The following is a 25,048-nucleotide window of genomic DNA, read 5'->3' as shown; positions in this document are numbered from 1 at the left end:
GCGACCTCGGTGGTGACCAGCGCGGCCACCGCCCGTCCGGGCAGCCGGGTGATGAGTCCCCGGGCGGGCCAGGAGTGGCGCGATGATCCCCTCGCGTACCCGGGCCCCGGTCCGAGCGGTGCCGGCCGTGGCGGTCAGCTCTCCCGGCCGGCGGCTGCCTCGGCGTCGATCTCGGCGATCAGGCCTTCGATGAGGCCCCTGATCTCGTCGCGGATGGGGCGCACGGCCTCGACGCCCTGGCCGGCCGGGTCGTCCAGCTTCCAGTCGAGGTACTTCTTGCCGGGGAAGTAGGGGCAGGCGTCGCCGCAGCCCATGGTGATGACGTAGTCGGACGCCTGGACGGCCTCGGTGGTGAGGATCTTCGGCTTCTGGTCGGAGATGTCGATGCCGAGCTCGGCCATCGCGGCGACGGCGGAGGGGTTGACCTGGCCGCCGGGCGCGGAGCCGGCGGAGCGGACCTCGACGCGGTCGCCGGCGAGGTGGGTGAGGAAGCCGGCGGCCATCTGGGAGCGGCCGGCGTTGTGGATGCAGACGAACAGCACGGAGGCCGTCGGCGGGGTGGTCATGGTGGGGGGTGTCCTTCGGTTGCGCGGTGCCCGCAGTGGGACGGGCCGGTGGTCGCCGCGTACGTTCCCGCACAGATCGCGGGTGCGATCGCCGGGGCGATCCTCGCGGACGCGATGTTCGGCGAGCAGTTGGTGAACTGGTCCACGCACGACCGCTCGGCCGGGCACCTGCTGCTCGGCGAGGTCGTCGCCACCGCCGGACTGGTCCTGCTGATCTTCGGCCTGGCCAGGACCGAGCACCTGCGCTTCGCCCCGGTCGCCGTCGCCTCCTACATCGGCGCCGCCTACTGGTTCACCTCCTCCACCTCCTTCGCCAATCCCGCCGTGACGGTCGGCCGCGCGTTCACCGACACCTTCGCCGGCATCGCCCCGAGCTCGGTGCCGGGCTTCATCGGCATGCAGCTGATCGGCGGCGCCGTCGGCCTGGCCCTGGCGGCGCTGATCTTCACCCACCGCCGCACCTCCGGGTCGAAGTGAGCGGGATCCGGCGTGTCCAGGTCCTCGTCGTCGGCGCGGGCCGGGCAGGCCTCGCCGCCGGTCACCACCTGCGGCGCGCCGGACCGGCCCCGGCCTCCGTTCCCGCAGGGCGGATCGCCGACCGCCTCGGTGTGCGTGGCCCGGTCCTGGTGCTGGCCGCGGGCGTCGACGCACTCGCCGCCGCCTACGGTTCGTTCACCATCGACACCGCCGGGATCGCCATGCTGGCGGTGCCGTTCGTCCTCGCGGGCGCGGGCATCGGCTCCGTGGAAACCGCCCAGCACTCCGCCGTCGCCGCACTCGCCCCGAAGGACCTGTGCGGCTCCGCCTTCGGCCTGCTCGCCACCGCCCAGTCCCTCGGCAACCTCGCGGCCTCCACCGTCGCCGGGTGAGCCGGGCGGATCAGCGGCCGGCGGCGGCGAGCAGGCCGGCCATGCCCGCGAGCACGGAGGGGGCGACGCGGTAGTAGACCCAGGTGCCCCGCCGCTCGGACGTGGGCAAGCTGCTGCTCGGCGCCCGCCGCACCGCAGCTGATCACCCTCGGCGCCACCGACTCCGGATCCTCCTGTTCCCAGACCGGCGGCGGGTGCTGACCACGCCTGCGGGGACGGGCGACGCCGCGGCCGGATCGGGGGCCGGCCGCGGAACACTGTTGCCGGCAGGTGATCCCGGGCGCCGCGTGAAGGAGTTGACGGAGGGCTGAATGCCCGGGTGTCCGCTACATGACGGTGCAGGTGGTGGAGCCGTCAGGATTGCTGGACATGCCGCCGCCCGCGTGGTCGCAGTACTCCTCGCAGACCGAGGACGAACCCGGTTCACAGGTCACCGTCGTCGCTTCCGCGAAGTCCCTGCGGACGGACCCGGTACGACGCCGAACCCGGCAGCGGACGTCCAGCCCGGCGGGCCACACGCTGCCCGGGCCGTGCGCCCAGCGGGCCGACGCCCGGTACGGGGTCGCGGCATCTCCCAGGGACTGCTCTGCGGTGAAGCCTGGGGTCCTCATCTCGGGTGCCTCCTCCGTGTTCTCTCTTCTCCGATGTCCGGGTCTCATCCGTCCTGTCCGCCCTGATGACATGGAGGCCGGCGGGTTCTGCCCGGGCCGCGCCCGGATCGTGCCCATGAATCCACCGTAAGACCGTGCGCGTCCACCGTCATGCCCAGTCGCGACCGCGGTGCGCCGCGACGGACCTGTCCGGCGGGTGGTCCTCCCGCCCGTCAGTCGCACAGCAGTACCCGCCTCGACCACCGGCCGACCGCCGGGTCAGCTCGCCGGGCGAGTGGGTGTGGCGGCGGAGCCATGGAGCAGGTCGGTCGGGTTTTCGATGTCGAGGGACGGAACGGGTGCGGGCGGCATGGAGGCGTCCGCGGAGGGTGGAGCGGCGGTTCGGGGCGGTGCGGGCCGCACTGTGCCCGAGGCCGGTGAGGTCGATGTCGTGGTGGCCGGTGGCGTCCCCGGCGCCGGTGGTGACGCTGCCGAAGGCGCTGCCGGGACGGAGGTGATGGGGGCCGCGGGCGTGCCGGCAGGCCGGTTGGCGCCGCGCTCGTCCGCGCCGCAGGCCGAGGCGGTTGCGAGCGCGGCGAGGACGAGGACGGCGGTTCCCACGGCTCTGTGTCGGTCCATGCGGTAGGAGCTCCCGGTTCGTGCGGAGGTGCGGTCATGAGACGGCAGCCGCGCCCGTTCGGTTCCGTCGGCGCGCCCCCACTCTGCCTCGCCGTCGAGGCCCTGACCACCTCCTGCCGAACCGAACTCTCTTTCTACTGAACTGATTTAACAGAATTGGCTTTAATCATTCGTTACGCGGATTCCCCTTCCCGGCGTGCCACCGCACCGGACAGGCTTCGGTCTGCTCCAGCCGGGGCGCGCGACCGCGCACCCCGGACGCCCAGGGGAGGAAGCACCCGTGCCGAACAGGCAACGACGACGGCTGCTCATGAGCGCCGTCACGCTCACCGCGCTCGGCCTGACCACCACTCAGGCCCTCGCCGCACCCGCCGCACAGCCCGGGACCCAGCCCGTCCCGGTCCAGCGCCTGACCGAGATCGGCCAGAAGCACGCCCAGAAGGTCAGGGGCACGACCACGGCCCAGGCCTCCTCCGCCAAGGCGTTCTCCGCCAAGGCCGAGTCCGGCGGGGACGAGGGCGACGAGGCGGAGAACTCCGCCGAGGGCACCGCGCAGTACACCGAGGCCCGCACCGCCCCCGGCGTGGTCGCCCCCGGCGCGTACGGCGCGGCCTGGGCGCAGCTGCAGTCGCTGCCGCACACCGGTGGTTCCTGGGACCACGTGACGAACAAGCCGTACAACGGGGACGACCCGCGCTACCGCGACGTCAACTCCAACTCCAGCGGCGGTGCCGGCTTCGTCACCGGGCGGATCACCGGCCTCGCCGCGGACGACGACGGGTACGTCTACGCGGGCGGCGCCAACGGCGGGGTGTTCCGTTCCCGCACCGGCGGCGGGCACTGGGAGGCGATCGCCGACAGGCTGCCCACGCTGTCCACCGGCACCCTGGACCTCGACGGCGGCGGCCGGCTCTGGTACGCCACCGGCGAGTCCAACACCGGGGCCACCTCCTATGTCGGCACCGGCGTGTACGTGCTCTCCGACCCCAAGCACGGCGAGTTCCAGCCCGGCAACCGGATCGGCAGCGCCGAGCTCGAGTCCACCACGATCCACCAGTTGCGCTTCGCCGGGGACACGGTGTGGGCGGCCACCAACCGTGGCGTGTGGAGCCACTCCACCACCACGCTGTCCGGCCCGTGGACGCTGGAGTTCGCGCCCAACCCCGACTACCTGCCGGGCGGTTCGAAGGCGGGCGACCCGAGCGCGCCGTACAAGAACATCGCCAACGACGTCGCGATCGACCCCAAGGACCCGTCCAAGGTGATCCTGGCGGTGGGGTGGCGCGGCGGCGACACCTACAACGGCTTCTACGGCAAGGCCGCGGACGGCAGTTGGCAGCGCGTCACCTCGCTGGGCGATCTGCCGACCGATGCCGCGAACGTCGGCAACGTGACCTTCGCCCGCTCGGCGGACGGCTCGCGCTACTACGCCATCGACCAGTCCCCGGACGTCATGGCGCACAACCCCGACACCGGCCTCAAGGGCGTCTACGCCTCCAAGTCCGGTTCCCCGTCCGGCCCGTGGACGCTGGTCGCGGACAAGGACAAGCTGAAGGGCTCCGGCTCCGCGCTCCAGGACGAGGGGTACCAGCCCGGCATCCAGTCCTGGTACAACCAGTTCCTCCAGGTCGACCCGGCCAACCCGGACCACGTCTGGGCGGGTCTGGAGGAGGTCTTCGAGACCACCGACGGCGGCGCCAAGTGGGCCACCATCGCGCCGTACTGGAACAACCCGTTCCCGTGCTGGAGCATCGACCCGGCCAAGCAGACCGGCGACTGTTCGCCGACCACGCACTCCGACCAGCACGCCGTCGCCATCGGCGGTGACCACGGCCGGGCCTCGGTGTACGTGGGCAACGACGGCGGCATCTACACCCGTCCGGTCAACGGTCAGCTGGATGCGGGCGGCCACGCCAAGGACTGGAAGTCCCTCAACGACGGCACGATCGACACCCTGCAGTACTACTCCGTCGGCGTCGGCAAGGACCCGGCGGACCGCTCCGGCAAGGGCGTGATCGTCAGCGGCGGCCTCCAGGACAACGGCGAATCCATCCTGCGCGCCCACGACAAGGTGATGGGCTCCAACTTCGGCGGCGACGGCGCCGACACCCTCGTCGACCCGGCCGACGGCTGCAACATCGCCGAGGAGTACGTCTACCTCGACATGTGGGTCACCCAGAACTGCGCGGTCAACGACGGCGGCTGGACGAAGGACCCGAGCAAGGCCACCTCCTACGAGGTCGCCCCGCCCGACAAGGACCTCGGCGGCGCCGGCGCCCGCTTCATCGCCCCGATCACCAGCGACCCGAAGGACGGCCACACCTGGATCGCCGGCGGCCGGCACGTCTGGGTGCAGCACAAGGGCTACGCGATCCGCAGCGGCAGCGAGTGGACCTCCGCCTACGACCTCGGCGAGGGCCACGTCGCCACCGCCGTCGCCACCGTCAACGGCACCGTGTACGCGGGCTGGTGCGGCCCCTGCAACAACCAGGGCTTCAGCCGCGGAATCGCGGTCGGCAAGACCGACGGCACCGGCTGGCACCAGCTCGACCTGCCCGTCGACGGCACCCTGCCCAACCGCTACGTCTCCTCCTTCGCGGTCGACGAGAAGGACGCCCAGCACGTCTTCGTCTCCTTCAGCGGCTTCTCCCGCAGCTGGACCGAGGGCCCCGGCGCCGGCATCGGACACCTCTTCGAGACCCACGACGGCGGCACCACCTGGACCGACGTCTCAGCCAACCTGCCCGACGTCCCCGCCACCTCGATCAAGCTGCTGCCCAACGGCGGCCTGGCCCTCGGCACCGACCTCGCCGCCTTCTACCGCGCGCCCGGCACCACCGACTTCAGGGTGCTCGGCAAGGGCCTGCCCACCACCTCGGTGCAGCAGCTGAAGATCGGCCCCGACGGCAAGCTCTACGCCGCCACCTTCGGCCGCGGCATCTGGTCCTTCGACCTGCGCCGCCTCGGCCACGGCCGCTACGACGAGGTCGACGACTGATCCCCTCGGTGAGCGACACCGCCGGTGTGCGGACCGGCCGGATGACCGGTCCGCACACCGGCCTCGGGGGCTGCGGCGGGAGCAGCGGGACCAAGGGCCCGGGCAGGGTGCACCTTCCGGCCCGAGCGAGACCCCGCCGGAGGGTGTGGGATGGATGTGACGCGCCACCCGCGGATGGCGCCGCCCCCACCGCGCGAAGGGCAGGAACACCATGAAGGCCGCCGTCGTCCACGACTTCACCGCTCCGCTGGTCATCGAGGACCGCCCGGTGCCCCGGCCGGCCCCGCACCAGGTGCGGGTCAGGATCGAGGCCTCCGGCCTCTGCCACACCGACATCCACGCCGCCCACGGCGACTGGCCGGTCACACCGAACCCGCCGTTCGTGCCCGGACACGAAGGGGTGGGCGTCGTCGAGGAGGCCGGCGCCCAGGTGCGGCACGTGCGGGTCGGCGAGCGGGTCGCCATCCCCTGGCTGGCCGATGCCTGCGGGCGCTGCGACCACTGCGTCAGTGGCTGGGAGACGCTCTGCCTCCGCCAGCACAACAGCGGCTACTCGGTGGACGGTGCCTACGCCGAGTACGCGCTCGCGCACGGCGACTACGTCGTGCCCGTCCCCGACGGCATCGACCCGCTGGACGCCGCACCGCTGTCCTGCGCGGGCGTGACCACGTACAAGGCGCTCAAGGTCTCCGGGGCCGGACCGGGCACGCGCGTCCTGGTGTCCGGCATCGGTGGACTCGGCCACCTGGCCCTGCAGTACGCCCGGATCTGCGGCGCCGAGACCATCGCCGTCGACGTCACCGACGACAAGCTCGCACTCGCCCGGGACCTCGGCGCCGACCACGTCCTGGACGCCCGTGCCCAGGACGTCGCCGCCGAGGTCCAGGCCCTCGGTGGCGCCCACGCAGCCATCGCCCTCGCCGTCAGCAACGCCTCCTTCCAGGCCGCCTACGGGGCGCTGCGGCGCGGCGGCACGCTGGTGCTGGTCGCGCTTCCGGCCGGAGGCAAGCTCGAACTCCCCGTCTTCGAAACCGTGTTGAACGGCACCAGGGTGATCGGTTCGATCGTCGGTACCCGCGAGGACCTCGCCGAGGTGTTCCGCCTGCACGCCCTCGGCCGCACCCGGGTCATCCGCGAGACGCGCCGCCTGGACGACGTGAACGCCTGTTTCGACGAGGTCCTGGCAGGAAAGGTCGCGGCCCGCCTGGTCTTCGACCTGCGCGGCTGAACCGCGCGGCCGTCATCGGGGAAACGCGACCACCATCGAGGGAAGGGATCGGCGTACGGGATGAACGGCACGACGGCACGACGGCGGATCGTGGTGGGTGTGGACGGCTCGGAGTCCTCCCGAGCCGCTCTCCGGTGGGCTCTGCGGCAGGCCGCCCTGGTCGGAGCCGCGGTGGAGGCGGTCACCGCCTGGGAGTACCCGGCCTCCCACGGTCTGGTCCCGGCGACGGTGGACGGCGACGCGGAGGCGTTCGCCGGCAAGGTCCTCGCCGAGACGGTCGCGCGGGAGTGGGGCCTGGACCGCCTGGTGGAGGTGCGTGAGCGCGTGGCCCCCGGCAACGCGGCCCGGGTCCTGCTGACCGTCGCCGAGGGCGCCGAGCTCCTCGTCGTCGGCAACCGGGGGCACGGGGGCTTCACCGGGGCGGTGCTCGGCTCAGTCACGCAGCACTGTGTCCAGCACGCCTCCTGTCCGGTCGTCGTCGTCCGGGAGGCCGGGCGGGCGAAGGCGGAGCCCGGCGACGGACGGTGACCTCCGGACCGTGTGCGCCGCGCCGACGTGATCGGCGCGGCGCACGCGTTTCCTGGGCCCTGCCTGGCGGTGTCCTCGGTCGGGCGTCCGCAGTCCGACCCTGGCGGATCAGACGGCGTACAGGCCATGGGCGGTGAAGACGCCGCGGGCCTCGGCGGTCCGGTCCGGGGTGGGGGCGGGCGTGTCGGCGAGGGGGAAGTCCAGCTCCAGGGTGCGCCACTTGGCGGCGCCGAGCTTGTGGAAGGGCAGGACGTCGACGCGGGTGACGTTGCCCAGCGAGGCGGCGAAGGTGGCGACGCCCTCGATGTTCTCACTGGGGTCGGTCAGGTGTGGGACGAGGACGAAGCGGACCCAGACCTCGGTGCCGAGGTCGGCCAGGCGGCGGGCGAAGGCCAGGGTGGGGGCGAGCTCGCGGCCGGTCAGATGCCGGTAGAGGGTCCGGTCCCAGGACTTGATGTCGAGGAGCACGAGGTCGGTGTCGGCGAGCAGCGCGTCGGAGGCGCGGGCGCCGAGGAAGCCGGAGGTGTCCAGGGCGGTGTGCAGGCCGAGCTCGTGCTTGAACCGGTGCAGCAGTTCGCCGGTGAGGGCGGGTTGGAGAAGCGGCTCGCCGCCGCTGACGGTGGCGCCGCCGCCGGAGGCGCGGATGAAGTCGGTGTACTTCGCGGCCTCGCGCACGATCTCCTCGGCCGAGCGGGGCCGACCGTGGCGCATGGACCAGGTGTCGGGGTTGTGGCAGTAGAGGCACCGCAGCGGGCAGCCGGCCAGGAAGGTGACGAAGCGGGTGCCGGGGCCGTCGACTCCGGTGGACAGGTCCCAGGAGTGCAGCGTGCCGGTGGCGGTCATCGGGTGTCCTCGGAGTGTGGCGCGGTGCCGGCGTCCTCGGTCGGGGAGACGCCGGCACCGCGAGCGGGTGGCGGGAGCTACAGCGCGTCGTGGAAGGTGCGGCCGATCACGTCGAGCTGCTGTTCGCGGGTGAGCCGGACGAAGTTGACCGCGTAGCCGCTGACCCGGATGGTCAGCTGCGGGTACCTCTCCGGGTGGTCCATCGCGTCCAGGAGGGTGTCCCGGTCGAGGACGTTGACGTTCATGTGGAAGCCGCGGCAGGTGGTGTAGCCGTCCAGCACACCGACGAGGTTGCGCACTCGCTCCTCGGGGGTGCGGCCGAGCGCGTCCGGGGTGACAGTGTCGGTGAGTGAGATGCCGTCCTCGGCGTGCTCGTACGGGAGCTTCGCGACCGACAGGGCCCCGGCCACGTAGCCGTGGACGTCTCGCCCGTTCATCGGGTTGGCGCCGGGCGAGAACGGCTCGCCCGCTCGCCGTCCGTCCGGGGTGTTGCCGGTCTTCTTCCCGTAGACGACGTTGGAGGTGATGGTGAGCACGGACTGGGTGTGCTCGGCACCCCGATAGGCGGGATGCTCGCGCACCTTCGCCATGAACTCCTCGACGAGCCGGACCGCGATGGCGTCCGCCCGGTCGTCGTTGTTGCCGTACGCCGGGTAGTCGCCCTCGACGAGGTAGTCGGTGACCAGGCCGGTCTCGTCCCGAACCGGGGTGACCTCGGCGTACTTGATGGCCGACAGCGAGTCGGCGGCGACCGCGAGGCCGGCGATGCCGCAGGCCATGGTGCGCCGGACGTCCCGGTCGTGCAGGGCCATCTCGATGCGCTCGTAGGCGTACTTGTCGTGCATGTAGTGGATGACGTCGAGTGCGTGGACGTACGTCCCGGCGAGCCAGTCCAACTGCTCGTCGAAGCGGGCGAGCACCTCCTCGTAGTCGAGCACGTCCCCGCCGGCAGGGGCTGTGGCCGGGCCGACCTGGACGCCGGACTTCTCGTCCCGGCCGCCGTTGATCGCGTAGAGCAGGGTCTTGGCGAGGTTGACCCGGGCGCCGAAGAACTGCATCTGCTTGCCGACCTCCATCGCGGAGACGCAGCAGGCGATCGCGGTGTCGTCGCCGAAGCGCGGGCGCATCAGCTCGTCCGACTCGTACTGGATCGAGGAGGTGTCGATGGACACGCGGGCGCAGAACTCCTTGAAGCCCTGCGGTAGTCGCGGGGACCAGAAGACCGTCATGTTCGGTTCGGGGGCCGGGCCCAGGTTGTAGAGGGTCTGCAGGTAGCGGAAGGAGGTCCGGGTGACGAGGGGGCGGCCGTCGGTGCCGATGCCGCCGATCGACTCGGTGACCCAGGTCGGATCTCCGGAGAACAGCTCGTCGTACTCGGGGGTGCGCAGGAAGCGGACGATCCGCAGCTTGATGACGAAGTCGTCCACCAGCTCCTGGGCCTGCTGCTCGGTCAGGAGCTCTGCCGCGAGGTCACGTTGGAGGTAGACGTCGAGGAAGGTCGAGGTGCGGCCGAGCGACATCGCGGCGCCGTTCTGCTCCTTGACCGCGGCCAGGTAGGCGAAGTAGAGCCACTGGACGGCCTCGCGGGCGGTGCCGGCCGGGCCCGAGATGTCCTGCCCGTAGGCCGAGGCCATCTCCTTGAGCTCCTCCAGCGCCCGGATCTGCTCGGCGAGTTCCTCGCGCTGCCGGATGGTCTCCTCCAGCCGCGCCGGATCGGTGGGCCCCGCGTCCAGCTCGGCCTTCTCGGCCCGTTTGGCCGCGATCAGCCGGTCCACGCCGTAGAGCGGGACGCGGCGGTAGTCGCCGATGATCCGGCCGCGGCCGTAGGCGTCCGGGAGCCCGGTGATGACGCCGGCCTTGCGGGCCGCGAGGATCTCGGGCGTGTAGGCGTCGAACACTCCGTCGTTGTGGGTCTTGCGGTACCGGGTGAAGACCTTCTCCAGCTCCGGGTCGACCGGGTAGCCGTAGGTCCGCAGCGCGGTCGCCACCATCCGCCAGCCGCCGTTGGGCATGATCGCGCGCTTCAGCGGGGCGTCGGTCTGCAGGCCGACGATCAACTCCCGCTCCCGGTCGATGTATCCGGGCGCGTGGGCGGTGATGCCCGACGGGATGTCGAACGCGATGTCGTACACGCCCTTGGCCCGCTCCTCGGGGAAGCGGTCGGTGATCTGCCGCCACACGGCGAGGGTGCGGTCGGTCGGGCCGGTGAGGAAGGCGGCGTCGCCCTCGTACGGGGTGTAGTTGCGCTGGATGAAGTCGCGGACGTCGATGGTGTCCCGCCACGGTCCGTTCCGGAAGCCGTTCCAGGCGGTGGTGGTCGACTCGTGCTGCGAGGTGGTCATCACGGTGTCCTCTCTCAGGCCTGGTCGCCGTAGTAGGCCCGGCGCATCAGCCGCCGCATGTCGGCGAGCATCGGCATCCGGGGGTTGGCGGGGGCGCACTGGTCCTCGTAGGCGTTCATCGCCTGCTGCGGCAGGGCCGCCAGGAACGCCGCCTCGTCCACGCCGGCCGCCTTGAAGGACCGCGGGATGCCGACCCTGTCCCGCAGCTCCTCGACCGCCGAGGCGAGGGACTCGACGCCCTGTTCGGGGGTGGCGGCCGGCAGACCGAGCATCCGGGCGATCGCCTGGTAGCGCTCGGGGGCGGTGTAGCTCCGGTACTTGGGCCAGCCGGTGACCTTCGCGGGGGCGGAGCCGTTCCAGCGGATGACGTGCGGCAGCAGCAGGGCGTTGGTGCGGCCGTGGGCGATGTGGAAGGTCGCGCCGAGGGTGTGGGCCATGGCGTGCACGGCGCCGAGGAAGGCCGAGCCGAAGGCCATGCCGGCGATCGTGCCCGCGTTGTGCATCTTCTCCCGGGCGAAGGGGTCGTCCGGTCCGTTCACCACCGCGCGCTCCAGGTTGTCGAAGATCAGCCGGATGCCCTGGAGGGCGAGCCCGTCCGTGAAGTCGTTGGCGTAGACGGAGACGTAGGTCTCGAAGCAGTGGGTGAGGGCGTCGAAGCCGGTGTCCGCGGTCACGTGCTTCGGCAGGCCGGTGGTCAGCGCCGGGTCCACGATGGCCACGCTCGGGGTGAGCGCGTAGTCCGCGAGCGGGTACTTCTGGCCGGTGGCGGTGTCGGTGATCACCGCGAAGGGGGTGACCTCGCTCCCGGTGCCCGAGGTGGTCGGGATGCACACCAGCTTCGCCTTCTCCCCGAGGTCGGGGAAGGTGAACGCGCGCTTGCGGATGTCGAAGAACTTCTCCTTCAGGTCCGCGAACTCGACCTCCGGGTGCTCGTACATCAGCCACATCACCTTGGCGGCGTCCATCGGCGAGCCGCCGCCCAGCGCGACGATGGTGTCCGGCTCGAACTCCCGCATCAGGGCTGCGCCCTTGTGGACGGTGTCGATGCTCGGGTTGGGCTCGACCGAGTCGATGACCCGCACCTCGACCGGGTCGCGGCGGCGGTCGAGCACACCCCGGATCCGCTCCAGGTGGCCGATCTCCACCATGGTGCGGTCCGTGACGACGACGATCCGGTGTGCGTTCGGCATGCTCGCCAGGTACCTGACCGAGTTGCGTTCGAAGTAGATCTTCGGCGGGACCTTGAACCACTGCATGTTGGTGTTGCGCCGCCCGATCCGCTTGATGTTGACGAGGTTCAGCGCCGAGACGTTCCCGGAGACCGAGTTGTGTCCGTAGCTGCCGCATCCGAGGGTCAACGAAGGAGTGAACGCGTTGTAGACGTCGCCGATGCCGCCCTGCGAGCTGGGCGCGTTCCAGATGATCCGGCAGGCCTTGACCGCGTGCCCGAACTCCTCGACGAACGCCGCGTCCTCGGTGTGCACCGCCGCCGAGTGCCCGAGACCGTCGAACTCCACCATCGCGGAAGCCAGTTCGATGCCCTCGGCGCGGGAGCGGGCGGTGAGGACGGCGAGTACCGGGCAGAGCTTCTCCCGGGTCAGCGGCTCCGAGGGTCCGACCCGTTCGCAGTCGGCGAGGATGACCGAGGTGTCGGTCGGCACCTCGAAGCCCGCCGCCTGCGCGACCTGCGCCGCCGACCGGCCCACCACCTCGGCGTTCAACCGGCCGCCGGCGCACGTCGCACCGTCCCCCGCCCCGAACAGGTACCGCTCCAGCAGCGCCTTCTCCTCCGCGCTCGCGTGGTGCGCCTTCAGCGTCCGGAACTCGGCGAGCGCCGCCTCCCGGATCTCCCCGTCCAGGACGACGGCCTGCTCGGAGGCGCAGATCATGCCGTTGTCGAAGGACTTCGACAGCACGACGTCGTTCACCGCCCGCCGCACGTCCGCGCTCCTCTCCACGTACGCCGGGACGTTGCCCGCGCCGACGCCCAGCGCCGGCTTGCCGCAGGAGTACGCGGCCCGCACCATCGCGTTGCCGCCGGTGGCCAGGATGGTGGCGACGTCCGGATGGTTCATCAGGGCGCGGGTGGCCTCCATCGACGGTTCCGCGATCCACTGGATGCAGTGCGCCGGGGCACCGGCCGCCACCGCCGCGTCCCGGACGATCCGGGCCGCCTCGGCCGAGCAGCGCTGGGCCGACGGGTGGAAGGCGAACACGATCGGGTTGCGGGTCTTGAGCGCCAGCAGGCACTTGAAGATCGTGGTGGAGGTCGGATTGGTCACCGGGGTGATGCCGGCGACCACCCCCACCGGCTCGGCGATCTCCACGATGCCGTCGATCTCGTCACGGTGCACCACGCCGACCGTCCTGGTCCGGGCCATCACGTGGGTGACGTTCTCGCAGGCGAAGACGTTCTTCACCGCCTTGTCCTCGAAGACCCCGCGGCCGGTCTCCTCCACGGCCAGCGCGGCGAGCCCGGTGTGCTCGGCCAGCGCCGCCAGCGAGGCCTTCTTGACGATGCGGTCGACCTGTTCCTGGGTGAAGTCGGCGTAATCCTCGAGGGACGTCAGCGCGTCGGCGACCAGACGGCCGACGGCGGTCGGCTCCTCGTCACGAGGGCCCTCGTCACAAGGGCCCTCGTTCTGCGGGTGGCGGGGCATGACTGGACCACCTTTCGGTTCATCGTCCGGGAATCGGGCGCGTGCGGCTTGCTCGCGCTTCCATCGAGAGCTTCTCCCGGCAGCGGTGCCGAGGGAGGCGGCCAAAGGGGCACCGTGTCGGGCCGAAGGTCCCTCCTTCGCGGGCGCCTGACGAGCCGAAGGGCACGGGCACGCTGGAGGCCGTGGGCAGCGCGTCCGCCCACGGCCTCCGGCGTGCGGTCCCCACCGCCCTTGCCTCCTTCCTTGTGGTCGACGCCCTCGCGCGCGGCCCTTGACGTCCGGCAGGTTCTCGGTCGGCCGGTTCCGACCGCAGCGGGCCGGTCGGCCCGGCCCGGTCCCGAGGGTCCGGGCCAGGTGCCGGGCGTTCAACCCTCGGGCACGACCGCCACGGGGCAGCCGGAGTGGTGGAGCAGGGCGTGGGCGACCGGGCCGGCGTCCTGACGGACCTGTGGTCCGGCCGCACCTTCTACGCTGAGCCCGGATCAGCCTGCCGGGCGTTGCGCGGCGGTGTCGCCTGCCCGGTGGTCGAGGCGGCTGGTCACCGAGACCACACCGTCCACGCTCCGGCACAGCCGCTCCACGACGGCCGGCAGGCTCCGGTGCCCGACGGTGCCGCTCAGGGTCACCTGTCCGTCGTGGACCTGGACGTCGAGGCTGTCCGGCGCGATGCCCAGGGTGCGGGAGAGGATGTCGCCGCGGATCTCCTCGCGGATCGCCCGGTCGTGGCGGAGGAAGACGCGCAGCAGGTCGGCGCGACTGACGATGCCGACCAGGCGGCCGGCCTCGTCGGTCACCACGAGGCGCTTGAGACCCTTGAGCTGCATCACCCGGGCAGCCTCCACCACGGTCCACTCGGGGCGGGCGCACACGGCCGGGCTGGTCATGAGGCCCTCGGCGGTCGTGGCGCGGCTCGTGGCCCGGTCGGGGGCCGACAGCCGAGGGGTGAGCAGCAGGCCGGCGGGGTCCTCCTGGGACACCTCGTTGAGCAGCAGGTCGGCCTCGGAGACCAGGCCGAGCGGTCGGTCCTGTTCGTCGAGGACCGGCACGGAGGTGATGCCGTGGTCGGCGAGCAGTCGGACGATCTCCTTGAAGCCGGTATCGGGCCGCACGTTCACGACGGCGGAGGTCATCAGCTCTCCCACGATCCGGTGTCGCATGGTCGGACTTCCTTTCGGGCACGTGTGTCGGGCCGGTGGGGCCCGGTCAGGTGAGTGCGGCACGGCGGCTCGGCGTTCGGGGCCGTGAGCGGAGCCGACCGGGGCGTGCAGCGCACCGTTCCGGTCGGCCGACAGACCTGACCGGTCGCGCCCGATCCGCCGAGTCGACTCTCCGTGGGTGCCGGGAGGTTCGTACCTCTCGCCGATTCCGAGTGCTTCAACCATCCGCCTCCGGGGCGTCCCGGCGAAGGGCCCAAGGGGTCTCCGTGCCGGGACCTTCAGCCCGATCTCCCCCCGCGCGGGGCGCTCGCGGGACCGACCGGCCCAGTGCACCCGGTCGGCACCCCGGAACGGCCGCGGCCCGGACCTCGACGGGTCCGGGCCGCAGCCACCACCGGGCGGTTCAGGCGTGTGGGACGACCGCGACAGGGCTGTGCGCATGGTGCAGGACGGCATGAGCCACACTCCCCAACCGGGACACCCCCACCTGACGGCCGGGAGTCCGCCGCCCCAGCACGACGAGTGAGGCTCCTCGGGAGGCGTCGACGAGCGCGCCGCCCGCGTGGCGGGAGGTGACCTCGGCCTCCACCCGAACCTGGGGGAACTTGTCCCGCCAACGAGCCAGCGCGTCCTGGAGGCGCACCAGTTCCGCCTCCGCCAGGGCGCCCCTGATCTCCGGTTGGTCGACCGGGGCCTTCGTCACGTACGGGCCGGCCGGCAGCGAACGGGACTCCAGCACGCGCAGGCTGACGCCACGGCGGGCCGCCTGTTCGAAGGCGAAGGCGAGCACCTCGGCGCAGGGCCGGTCGCCCTGGACGCCGACGACGACGTCACCCGCCCCGGCGGCCTCGCCGTCCGCGTCCGCCCGGACGAGCACGACCGGGCAGAGCGCGTCGGCCGCCACCCGGAGCCCCACCGAACCGACCAGCAAGCCGGTGAATCCTCCGAGCCCGCGCGAACCGAGAACGATCAGTCCTTCCCGCGCGCCGGCCGCCGCGAGCGCGTGGGCCGGGCTGCCCGGAATCCGCTCGCACGACAGCCCCAGGCCGGGCAGGACGGCCGCGATTCGGTCCCGGACCGAGAGCACCGCCGACGGCAGACCGTCATCCACCCCCTCCGGCCGCAGCGGCCTTCCGTCCTCCGGCCCCCCGACATGGATCATGCGGAGCGACCGCCCGCTCCGGTCGGCCTCGGCGGCCGCCCATGCGGCCGCCGCCGTGCTCTGCTCCGAGCCGTCGATCCCCACCACCACGGAGTGCGACATGTCGCGTCCTCTCTCGGTCCCACGGGACGCGGCCGTCCGCGTCCCCGCTGTCCGGGACAGCATCGCGCCGTAGCCGAGGGCGGCGGCAGGGGACGAGCAGCCCTGCGTCCGGGCCCAAAGTCCCGGTGCCACGCGGGGGATCGCGCGTCCGGCACCACCGCCGCCGTGCGGCCTCGTACTGCAGAACAGCGGACCCGGCGCGCAGCCCCGTGAGGCGGTCCTCACCGCGGGCGCCGGCCGTCATCGAGTCGCACCCCCTGGCCGCCACGCTCCACAACAGCCGTGTCCCGGACCGAGTAGGGCCGGACGGCCCTACCGAAACCACCCCCGGTCACGCCAGACTTCGCGTAGGTTTCACGCAGCCTGCCACCGGGGCGGGCACACGGGGGTGGGAGCGGTGATGACGGAGAGTCCGGCAGCTGGGACGAGCGGCCCGGTGAAGGTGTTCCTGCTGGACGACCACGAGGTGGTCCGTCGGGGCGTGCACGACCTGCTGGACGCCGAGCCGGGCCTCCAGGTGATCGGCGAGGCCGCCACGGTCGAGCAGGCCCTCGCCCGGGTCCCCGCCCTCCGCCCCGACGTCGCCATCCTCGACATGCGGCTGCCGGACGGCGACGGCGTGACGGTCTGCCGCGAACTGCGCTCAAGCATGCCCGGACTTGCCTGCCTGATCCTCACCTCGTTCGACGACGAGGATGCCCTCCTGGACGCCATCATGGCCGGAGCCGCCGGCTACGTCCTCAAGCAGATCAGCGGAACCGACCTGGTCTCCGCCGTGCGCACGGTCGCCTCCGGCCAGTCGATGCTCGACCCCGGCGCTGCCACCCGTCTGATGGCCCGCCTGCGCGGCGACGCCACCACCCAGCAGAGCTCCGACCTGCCCCAGCTCACCGAACGGGAGCGGGAGGTCCTCGCCCTGGTCGGCGAGGGGCTGACCAATCGCCAGATCGGTCAACGGCTCTACCTCGCCGAGAAGACCGTCAAGAACCACATCTCCCGCCTGCTGGCCAAGCTCGGCGTGGAACGGCGCGTCCAGGCCGCCCTGATCGCCACCCAGACCCTGGCAACCAACCGGCAGCCCACCGATCGGCCCGGCCGCTGAACCGACCGCCTCGGGACACCAGCCCCCACCGACGAGGCCCGGCCGGCGCCCTCGCCGGCCTCTCGGTCGGCGGCCGGCACGACGGACACGGCGCCGTGAGGCCGGGTCAGTGTTCCAGCGGCACCGACCAGGACAACCTGGTGCCGCCGGCCTCCGGAGAGACCAGTTCGAAGACACCCCCCAGGGTCTCGGCCCGCTCCGCGAGGTTGCGCAGCCCGCTACGCCGCCCCTGCTCCGGGATGCCCACCCCGTCGTCCTGCACCGTGAGCACCACCCGGGACCCGGTCGCCTGCAGGACCACCTCGATCCGCCCGGCCCGCGCGTGCCGGGCCGCGTTGCTCAACGCCTCCCCCAGAACCGCCACCACGTGGTCGGCCACCTCCGCGGGCACGTCCGTGTCGAGCAGGCCCTCCATGCTCAGCCTGGGCGGGAAGCCCAGCCCGGCCTGCGCCTCCTCGGCCACCCGCACCACGCGTGCCCGCAGGCCCTGGACGCCCTTCTCCTCCCGCGCCCGCAGGCCGAAGATCGTCGACCTGATGATCTTGATGGTCTCGTCCAGGTCCCCCACCGCGCGCAGCACCCGGTCCGAGGCGCCGGGATGCTCGATGAAGCGGGCCGCGCTCTGCAGGGTCATCCCGGTCGCGAACAACCGCTGGATGGCCAGGTCGTGCAGGTCCCGGGCGATCCGGTCCCGGTCCTCCAGCATCGCCAGTTGCTCGGCGTCCCGGCGGCGTTCGGCGAGTTCCAGGGCGAGCGCCGCCTGATCGGCGAAGCCCAGCAGCGGGCCGATCTCCCGGTCCGTGAACGCCGCCTCCCCCGTCCGCCGCGCCAGCAGCAGCACGCCGTCCACCGGACCACCCGCGCGGCCCAGCGGAACCGCCACCGCCGGGCCCAGCCCGTCGTAGAGTCGCGGCCCTTCCGTGAACCGCGGATCACCCGCCAGGTCCGCCGTCGCCGCCGGCGAGCCCTGCGCGCACGCCTCCCCCGCCAGCGTGCCCTCCAGCGGCACGTCCAGGCCCTGCCTCCCGGCCGTGTCCCCGCCCAGTGCCAGCTCGACCCGCACCGTCCCGGTACCCGGAACGGGCACCGAGACGTCCGCCAGTTCGGCGCAGGTGATCTCCCGCGCCCGGCGCGCGATCAGCTCGACCACCTCGGAGCGGTCACCTCCCGACAGCAGCCCACGAGTGATCTCCGCACTCGTGCCGAGCCAGCGCTGCTGGCGCTGCGCCTCCTCGTACAGCCGGGCGTTGTCGATCGCCACCCCGGCCGCCACCGCCAGGGTCGAGATCACCGACTCGTCGTCGGTGTCGAACTCCTCACCGGAGCGCTTGTCGGTCAGGTACAGGTTGCCGAACACCTCCTCGCGCACCCGTACCGGCACCCCGAGGAACGCCCGCATCACCGGGTGTTGCGCCGGGCAACCCACGGACGACGGGTGCTCGGCGAGGTCCATCATTCGCAGCGGCTCCGGGTGGCGGATGAGCTCCCCCAGGAGGCCCCGACCCGTCGGATACGGCCCGATCCGCTGGATCTGCTCGTCCGACATGCCCACAGTGAGGAACTGGGAGAGCGTCTCCCCGTCGGGGCCGATCACCCCGAGCGCCGCATACCGGGCGTCCACCAGGACAGCGGCCGCCTCCACGATGCGCCGCAGCACCTGCGTCAGCTCCAGCTCGCGGCCTACCGACAGCACCGCCTCCAGCAGACTGTGCACCCGGTCCCGAGTGCCCCGGGCCGCGTCGATCCGCGCCTGCAACTCCTCCAACAGCTCGTCCAGCCGCAGCTGCGGGATCCGCGACCGCACCTCGTCCCCGCCCATACGAGCCTCCTCGTCCCTTGCCGCCGGCGCGTCGATTCTTGCAGAAGACGCCACCGACCGAGTCGGACGAGCGGCCCCCACCCGAGCCGACGCGCGCGGTGCGCCACAGGGCTGGGTTCACGCACCGGCGGGGTGGGTGAGGGTGTGCCAGGCGTGGTAGCCGCCGAGGAGGTCGGCGGTGTCGGGGTGGCCGTGGTGGCGCAGCAGGCTGGCGGCGATGGAGGAGCGGTGGCCGCCGGCGCAGTGGACGACCAGGGGGCGGTCGGTGGGGAGTTCGGTGAGGCGGCCCGGGAGTTCGGTCAGGGGGATGTGGAGGGATCCGTCGATGGAGCCGGCCTCGCGTTCGCCGCAGGTGCGGACGTCCAGGACGGTGGGCGGCTGCGCACCGGCGAGGGCGGTGCGGAGCTGGTCGGCGGTGAGGCGGGTGGCGGGGGAGAGGTCGTCGGCGAGCGCGGGCAGGGCGTTGGCGGGGTTGCGCAGGTAGCCGGCGATGTGGTCGAAGCCGATGCGGGCGAGGCGGGTGATGACCTCGTCCTCGCGGTCCTGCGGGGCGATGATCGCGAGGGTGCTGTCGGGGGTGAGGACGGTGCCGGCCTGTTCGGCGAAGCGGCCGTCGAGGGGGACGTTGACGGCGCCGCGCAGGTGTCCGGCGCCGAAGTCCTGGGGGTTGCGGGCGTCGAGGACGACGGCGCCCGCGGCGCGGGCGTCCCGGAAGCCTTCGGGGCACAGGGGGCGGGCAGCGGTGGCGCGGTCGAGCAACGGGTGGTCCTGCCGGTTGAGGGCGGCGTCGTGGCCGAAGTAGGCGGGGGCGGCGGACTGGCCGGCGGTGACGATGCGGACGAAGGTGTCCTGGTCCATCGGCGCGCAGGCGTAGTTGGTGGCGCGCTCGCGGCCGATGGTGGAGCGGCGGTCGGTGGAGAGGTTCTTGCCGCAGGCCGATCCGGCGCCGTGGGCGGGGAAGACCAGGGTCTCGTCGGGCAGGGCCATCAGCTTGTGGTGGACGCTGTCGTAGAGCATGGCGCCGAGTTCCTCGGCGGTGACACCGCTGGAGGCGAGCAGGTCGGGGCGGCCGACATCGCCGATGAACAGCGCGTCGCCGGTGAGCACGCCGTAGGGGACGGTGTCGTCGGGCTGCTCGAAGACCAGGATGCTGATCGACTCGGGTGTGTGGCCGGGCGTTTCGAGGATCTGGAGGGTGACGTCGCCCAGCTCGATCCGCTCGCCGTCGGCGAGCTTGCGGATGGGGTAGTCGGTCTCCGCCCGCCGCCCGTACCCGATCCAGGCGCCCGTGCGGGCTGCGAGTTCGAGGTGGCCGGCCAGGAAGTCGGCGTGGAAGTGGGTGTTGACCACCGCCTCGACGGTGAGGCCGCGGGCCTCGGCCTCGGCGACGTACTCGTCGACGTCGCGCCGCGGGTCGACGACGACGGCGCGACCGGTGCGCTCGTCCGCGATCAGGTACGAGGCCTGGGAGAGGCAGTCGAGGTAGAACTGGGCGAAGTACACGGGGAATCCTCCTGGGCGGCGCCGGGCGTCGCAACGCGCTGATCGATACCCCCCTCGGTATATGTGCCAGCATACGACAGGACTGCCGATACGGGAGGGGGTATCTCGGAACGCTTTCGATAATACCCCCGGGGGTACTATGGTGAGGAACGACGGGACCCGGCCGCCGCTGTCCCACCGACGCGCCGCGGCCGTGGACCTGCCCCTCGGAGGCCCCCGCACAACGCCGGGCCACCGAGCCGGGCGCGCCCGTCGCACCGCCCCGCGCCCCCGAGCCGCGGGCGGACGCCCCCACGCCGACGGCGTGCGCCACCGACGCCCCGGACCCACCCCCCCGGTCCCGGGCGCCCCGCACCACGCCACACCACCCACCGGAGAAGCGCATGCCCCCGCTGCCGTCCACCCCCTCCCGGAACCCCCATCCGACCCACACCGGCGCCGCCATATGACCGCACTGCTGCTGGCCCTGGCGGCCGGAGCCGTGGTCGGCCTCGCCCTCGGCGGGCTGGGCGGGGGCGGCAGCATGCTGGCCGTCCCGGCGCTCGTCTACCTGCTGGGATTCAGCCCGGCCCTCGCCACCACGGCGGGCCTGGCGATCGTCGCCGCCACCTCGCTGACCGGCCTGTTCGCCCACGCCCGGGCGGGCCGGGTGCGCTGGCGCACCGGCGCCCTGTTCGCCGCCGCCGGCCTGCCCGCCGCCGCGGCGGCCGGGGCGGTCTCCGCGTACCTGCCCGGGGCGCTGCTGACCGGCGCCTTCGCGCTCCTGGCCGGGCTCGCCGCCTGGCGGATGCTGGCATCGACCAGGGCGACGGCAACCGCGGAGGCGCGGGTGGGGACCGCACCCGGGCCGGCGGCGGCGCCGACGGTGGCCGCAGCGGCACGGGCGACACCCGCAACGGCCTCGGGGGCGCCCGCCGTCGCGCCCCGGACCCGGCCCACCGCCGGAGCGGGCCGCGCGGCCGCGGCGGGCGCCGGGCTCGGCGCCGTCACCGGGCTGCTCGGCGTCGGCGGCGGATTCCTCGCCGTCCCGGCCCTGGTCTCGGCACTCGCCTTCACGATGGCCGAGGCGGTCGGCACCAGCCTGCTGGTCATCTCCGCCAACTCCCTCGCCGCGCTGCTCCCCCGGATCGGCGCCGCCGGGTCCGTCGACTGGTCGGTGGCAGCGCCCTTCACCGGGGCCGCGATCCTCGGCGCCTGGGACGGCAAGCGGCTCGCCGACCGGTTCGCCGGCCGCACCCTGCAGCGGGTCTTCGCCATCGCCCTGCTCGGCGTCGCCGCATTGATGCTGGTCAGCACGCTGACCTGAGGCCGACGCCCACGCGCTGCCGGAACCCCGCCCCGACCAACCGAATCCCCGCCTCCTCGCTCCGGCCCGGCCCTGCGGCCGCCGCCGGCTCCCCACCCCCCACCGAAAGGACCCCCCATGACCACGCCGCTGACCGTCGAGCAGCTCCACCCCCGCCTCGGGGAGCTCGCCCTCATCGATGTCCGCTCCCCCGGCGAGTACGCCTCCGGGCACATCCCCGGCGCCCTGAACGTGCCGCTCGACCGGCTCGACCAGGCCCTCGCCGCGCTGCGCGCCACCGCCGAACGGGGCGAGCTGGCGATCGCCTGCGCCTCCGGCCGGCGGGCCGCCACCGCCTGCCGGCAGCTCGCCGACGCCGGCGTCCCGGCCCGCGTCCTGACCGGCGGCACCGACGCCTGGGCTGCGGCCGGCCACCCGCTGGAGCGACCGGCCGGTGCGCGGACCGTCTGGGCGATGGACCGCCAGGTCCGGTTCGCCGCGGGAACGCTGGTCCTGCTCGGCCTGGTCGCCGACCGCGCCCTGCCGGGCACCCGCCGACTCGCGGCCGCGGTCGGCGGCGGGCTGGTGTTCTCCTCCCTGACCGACACCTGCGCCATGGGCCGGGCGCTCGGCAGGCTCCCGTTCAACCGCCCCCGCTCCGACGCCCCGGGCCTGGACGAGACGCTGGCGGCGCTCGGGCGCTGAGCCGCGGGCGCTTGCGGCACTCGGGCTGAGTCGCAAGCGCTCACGGCATTCGGGCGCTGAGCCGCAGAAGCGCTGAGCCGCAACCGCTCGCGACGCTCGCACGCTGAGCCGGCAGCCGGAGGCGAAGGTCCCCGCCCACCCCCGTGGGGCGGGGACCTTCGCCGGTCGACAGCGGCCAGGACGGCGTCCGGAGCCGCCGAGGCACGACGGCGAAACGGGACGATCAGGGCCGCTTGTGCGCCGCCCGTTGACGGGACTCGGACGACGCTGTGAAATAACACATGTCACCCGTCACATGCGTCAAGGCCGTTTCGGGGATTTGAACGTTCAAACCCACGCCGCCGACCGACCCGCCCCGACCCACGACGCTCCGCCGGACCGCCCGTCCACGCATCCGCCCCCTGACGCACCCCCACCCGCCCGACAGGAGAGCCGCCATGCCCCTCACTCGTGCCCTGCGCCGCGGACCGGCCCGAGCCCTGCCCCCGGGCCTCACGGCCCTCACCGTCCTCGCCGTCCAGGCCGCCGGGGCAGGGCCCGCCCTGGCCGCCGGCGCGGCGGCGCCGCTGGCGGACGGCGGCACCTACGTCATCTCCTCCGCGCTGAACGGCAGTTGCCTCGGACCGCAGTACGCGCAGACCGCCCCCGGCACGCCGGTGGTCGGCGCCGCCTGCCAGGGCCTGCTCAGCCAGCGCTGGCAGCTGCACCGGACCACCGCCGGGGGTTACCAGCTCGTCAACGCCGCGAGCGGCCGCTGCCTCGCCCTCGGCGGGGCCGGGCAGCGCCCCACCGCGGCGGACTGCGGCACCGCCCCCGGCACCGCCGCCTTCACCATCTCCCGTGCGCCGGGCGGCCGTTACACGCTGGCCGCGGGCGGTGGCTGTCTCACCGCCGCGGACGCGGACGACCGGGAGGCCGCGGCCCGGCGCCGGGACTGCGACACCCGGCCCGCCCACCGGTGGACGCTCACCCGCACCGAGCCGCTGGTCCTGCCCAACCCGGGCTTCGAACAGGGCGCGGACGGCTGGACCCTCACCGAGCACACCGGCACCGCCACCAACAACCCGCACACCGGCAGCCGCCTCGCCTACCTGGACGCCGGCACCGGCTACCGGGTGAGCCGCCAGGTCACGGCCGTCACCGCGGGCGCCTACGACCTGTCGGCCTGGATCGCGACCGGCGGCGCCGGGGGCACCTTCGAGGTCCGCGTCAACGGTGCCGTGGCGGGCTCGCTGAGCCTGCCCGAACAGCCCACCTACGCCAAGTACTCGCTTCCCCGGATCCGCGTCGCGGCCGGCGACACCGTCACCGTCGGCATCGGCTCCTCCCCCACCGGCTGGGTCAACGTCGACGACGTCGCCGTCGCCCCGGCCGCGCCCCGGGACCCGCGGATCAGCTCCTCCGACCCGGAGGTCGTCGCCCTGTTCGACTGGGCCAAGACCAAGGCCAACAGCTGGGTGCAGCAGGCCGGCACGAGCGGTGTGCTCAACATGGACGAGAACCACACCGGCGGCACCGGCAGCACCACCTACGACACCACCTACTGGGCCGGCTACCCGTTCCGTTCCGACTTCTACAGCCGCGACTTCGCCCACCAACTGGTCGGCGCCCACCTGCTCGGCCTGGACGCCGAGAACAAGACCATGCTGCGCGGCTTCGCCGCCTCGGCCACCGAGGTCAACCGGCTCTACCCGGTCTGGGCGCTCAACTTCGACGCCAGGACGTACGGCAGCATCGACTACCGCGGACCCGACCGCTTCGTCCGCGAGCTGCCCGCGCCGTTCGAGCTGGTGCAGAAGGCGGGCGAGGCCTACCAGTGGACCGGGGACCGCGACTACGTCGACGACCCCACCCTCACCGGGTACGTCCGCAACACCCTCGGCCCCTTCATCGCCGGCCACCCCGGCCCCGTCGACAACGGTGGCCTGCCCATCCCCCAAGCCACCAGCAGCAGCATCTTCGCCGGCACCGCCAGCTACGCCGAGAACGCCACCAGCACCTACGCCGAGGCCGGCGACGCGCTGGGCTCCCAGTACCAGGCGTACCTCGCGGCCGCCGCGCTGGCCTCCGCCCAGGGCGACACCGCGACCGCGGCGGGCTACCAGCGGGCCGCCACCGCGCTGCGCACCTACGTCAACTCCACCTGGAGCGTGGACCCGGCGCAGCCCGGCGAGGTCGTGCACGGCTACGACACCACCGGCCGGCCGGTCACCGGCTGGGGGTACGAGGCGAACGTGCTGATGCCGGTCAAGGGGCTGCTCGACCCGGGCCCGCGCCGCGACGCCTTCCTCGCCGCCGTCGACGCGGCCGACTCCGGCCCGGACCGCTCGTCCAACCTGGAGGCCCTCACCTACCTGCCGGACGCCTTCTTCGCCAACCACGACGGCGACACGGCGTGGAAGTGGATGCGGCAGATCCACCAGGGCGTCGACCAGCTCCACGCGAGCGGACGCATGCTCAACGGCGACTACCCCGAGGTCCCGTTCACCCTGCTCAGCCAGACCGTCCAGGGCCTGCTCGGCGTGCAGCCCGACGCGGCCGCCGGCACCCTCACCACGGCCTCCCAACTGCCCTCCACGATGGGCTGGTTGCAGGTCGCCGACATCCCGGTCGGCGCCGGGTCCGCCACCGTCCGGCAGGACGGCCACCGCAGCACCACCCTGACCAACACCGGCCGCTCCCCGCTCGTCTGGGAGGCCCGCTTCACCGGGGCGCACACCGGCCTGACCGTCGACGGGCGGAGCCTGCCCGTCCGCACCAGGACGGTCGACGGCGTGACCTACACCTACGCCACCGTCACCGTCGCCCCCGGCCGGGCCGCGACCGCCGCCGTCACCGGCTGACCCCGCCGCGGGCCCATCGCCCGCCCCCGCCTGCACACCCCACACCCGCACGCCCCCACCCCCCGGTACCGCGGCCGGCCGGGCCCTCGCCCCGGTCGGCCGCGCAC

The 25,048-nt window shown here is 73.2% G+C and carries 18 protein-coding genes and 1 pseudogene; 9 read left to right on the top strand and 10 right to left on the bottom strand.

What is annotated here, in order from left to right; genetic code table 11:
* Positions 1–134 precede the first annotated feature (134 nt).
* On the bottom strand, positions 135–566 hold the full coding sequence (locus ACIRS1_RS18900) for an arsenate reductase ArsC (protein ID WP_402841009.1): 432 nt from the start codon (positions 564–566) through the stop codon (positions 135–137).
* Here ACIRS1_RS18900 and ACIRS1_RS18895 point away from each other — a divergent pair.
* Both ACIRS1_RS18895 and ACIRS1_RS18890 read left to right on the top strand, forming a co-directional pair.
* Complete coding sequence (locus ACIRS1_RS18895) at positions 480–1,043, top strand: hypothetical protein (protein ID WP_402841006.1); 564 nt, start codon at positions 480–482, stop codon at positions 1,041–1,043. The genes ACIRS1_RS18900 and ACIRS1_RS18895 overlap by 87 nt on opposite strands.
* Entirely contained in the window at positions 1,040–1,435 is a 396-nt protein-coding gene (locus ACIRS1_RS18890) for an MFS transporter (protein ID WP_402841004.1), read from the top strand. The genes ACIRS1_RS18895 and ACIRS1_RS18890 overlap by 4 nt, the downstream gene beginning before the upstream one ends.
* Positions 1,436–1,445: 10 nt before the next feature.
* On the opposite strand, the pseudogene ACIRS1_RS18885 reads toward ACIRS1_RS18890, so the two are convergent.
* Both ACIRS1_RS18885 and ACIRS1_RS18880 read right to left on the bottom strand, forming a co-directional pair.
* A pseudogene (locus tag ACIRS1_RS18885) lies at positions 1,446–1,544 on the bottom strand (transcriptional regulator); the annotation flags it as partial.
* A 217-nt stretch (positions 1,545–1,761) separates the two neighbouring features.
* On the bottom strand, positions 1,762–2,046 hold the full coding sequence (locus ACIRS1_RS18880; RefSeq protein ID WP_402841002.1) for a hypothetical protein: 285 nt from the start codon (positions 2,044–2,046) through the stop codon (positions 1,762–1,764).
* A 928-nt stretch (positions 2,047–2,974) separates the two neighbouring features.
* Here ACIRS1_RS18880 and ACIRS1_RS18875 point away from each other — a divergent pair.
* The 3 genes from ACIRS1_RS18875 (at position 2,975) to ACIRS1_RS18865 (ending at position 7,418) form a co-directional block, all read left to right on the top strand.
* A complete protein-coding gene (locus ACIRS1_RS18875) occupies positions 2,975–5,662 on the top strand; it encodes a glycosyl hydrolase (RefSeq protein WP_402841214.1) in 2,688 nt (895 codons plus the stop codon).
* A gap of 211 nt (positions 5,663–5,873) precedes the next feature.
* Complete coding sequence (adhP, locus tag ACIRS1_RS18870; RefSeq protein ID WP_402840999.1) at positions 5,874–6,890, top strand: alcohol dehydrogenase AdhP; 1,017 nt, start codon at positions 5,874–5,876, stop codon at positions 6,888–6,890.
* Between the two features lie 60 nt (positions 6,891–6,950).
* Positions 6,951–7,418: a universal stress protein gene (locus tag ACIRS1_RS18865; protein WP_402840997.1), complete on the top strand. Its 468-nt coding sequence runs from the start codon at positions 6,951–6,953 to the stop codon at positions 7,416–7,418.
* A gap of 108 nt (positions 7,419–7,526) precedes the next feature.
* Here ACIRS1_RS18865 and pflA read toward each other — a convergent pair whose 3' ends face one another.
* The 5 genes from pflA to ACIRS1_RS18840 form a co-directional block, all read right to left on the bottom strand.
* On the bottom strand, positions 7,527–8,261 hold the full coding sequence (gene pflA, locus ACIRS1_RS18860; RefSeq protein ID WP_402840994.1) for a pyruvate formate-lyase-activating protein: 735 nt from the start codon (positions 8,259–8,261) through the stop codon (positions 7,527–7,529).
* A gap of 77 nt (positions 8,262–8,338) precedes the next feature.
* On the bottom strand, positions 8,339–10,603 hold the full coding sequence (gene pflB, locus ACIRS1_RS18855; protein ID WP_402840992.1) for a formate C-acetyltransferase: 2,265 nt from the start codon (positions 10,601–10,603) through the stop codon (positions 8,339–8,341).
* 14 nt (positions 10,604–10,617) lie between these two features.
* Positions 10,618–13,263 (bottom strand): bifunctional acetaldehyde-CoA/alcohol dehydrogenase, encoded by a 2,646-nt coding sequence (gene adhE, locus ACIRS1_RS18850; protein ID WP_402840990.1) that lies wholly within the window; start codon positions 13,261–13,263, stop codon positions 10,618–10,620.
* 482 nt (positions 13,264–13,745) lie between these two features.
* Positions 13,746–14,420 (bottom strand): CBS domain-containing protein, encoded by a 675-nt coding sequence (locus ACIRS1_RS18845; protein WP_402840988.1) that lies wholly within the window; start codon positions 14,418–14,420, stop codon positions 13,746–13,748.
* A 403-nt stretch (positions 14,421–14,823) separates the two neighbouring features.
* A complete protein-coding gene (locus ACIRS1_RS18840) occupies positions 14,824–15,684 on the bottom strand; it encodes a universal stress protein (RefSeq protein WP_402840986.1) in 861 nt (286 codons plus the stop codon).
* 400 nt (positions 15,685–16,084) lie between these two features.
* On the opposite strand from ACIRS1_RS18840, the gene ACIRS1_RS18835 reads away from it, so the two are divergent.
* Positions 16,085–16,786: a response regulator gene (locus ACIRS1_RS18835; protein ID WP_402840984.1), complete on the top strand. Its 702-nt coding sequence runs from the start codon at positions 16,085–16,087 to the stop codon at positions 16,784–16,786.
* A 106-nt stretch (positions 16,787–16,892) separates the two neighbouring features.
* On the opposite strand, the gene ACIRS1_RS18830 is transcribed toward ACIRS1_RS18835, so the two are convergent.
* Positions 16,893–18,605, bottom strand: a complete 1,713-nt coding sequence (locus ACIRS1_RS18830) for a GAF domain-containing sensor histidine kinase (RefSeq protein ID WP_360213363.1) — start codon at positions 18,603–18,605, stop codon at positions 16,893–16,895.
* 117 nt (positions 18,606–18,722) lie between these two features.
* Entirely contained in the window at positions 18,723–20,108 is a 1,386-nt protein-coding gene (locus ACIRS1_RS18825) for a rhodanese-like domain-containing protein (protein ID WP_402840980.1), read from the bottom strand.
* A gap of 445 nt (positions 20,109–20,553) precedes the next feature.
* Between ACIRS1_RS18825 and ACIRS1_RS18820 the strand changes: the two genes are divergently transcribed.
* The 3 genes from ACIRS1_RS18820 (at position 20,554) to ACIRS1_RS18810 (ending at position 24,941) form a co-directional block, all read left to right on the top strand.
* Positions 20,554–21,414 carry a sulfite exporter TauE/SafE family protein gene (locus tag ACIRS1_RS18820; protein ID WP_402840978.1) on the top strand — a complete coding sequence of 287 codons (861 nt, stop codon included), beginning with the start codon at positions 20,554–20,556 and terminating at the stop codon, positions 21,412–21,414.
* A 117-nt stretch (positions 21,415–21,531) separates the two neighbouring features.
* Positions 21,532–22,098, top strand: a complete 567-nt coding sequence (locus ACIRS1_RS18815) for a rhodanese-like domain-containing protein (protein WP_402840975.1) — start codon at positions 21,532–21,534, stop codon at positions 22,096–22,098.
* Between the two features lie 437 nt (positions 22,099–22,535).
* Complete coding sequence (locus tag ACIRS1_RS18810) at positions 22,536–24,941, top strand: RICIN domain-containing protein (RefSeq protein ID WP_402840972.1); 2,406 nt, start codon at positions 22,536–22,538, stop codon at positions 24,939–24,941.
* The last annotated feature ends 107 nt before the right edge of the window (positions 24,942–25,048 follow it).

Origin of the sequence: Kitasatospora sp. NPDC101176, assembly GCF_044768035.1 — a bacterium.
Classification (GTDB): Bacteria; Actinomycetota; Actinomycetes; order Streptomycetales; family Streptomycetaceae; genus Kitasatospora.
The sequence above is the reverse complement of the archived record's forward strand: the minus strand, read 5'-3'. Positions and strand labels throughout refer to the sequence as shown.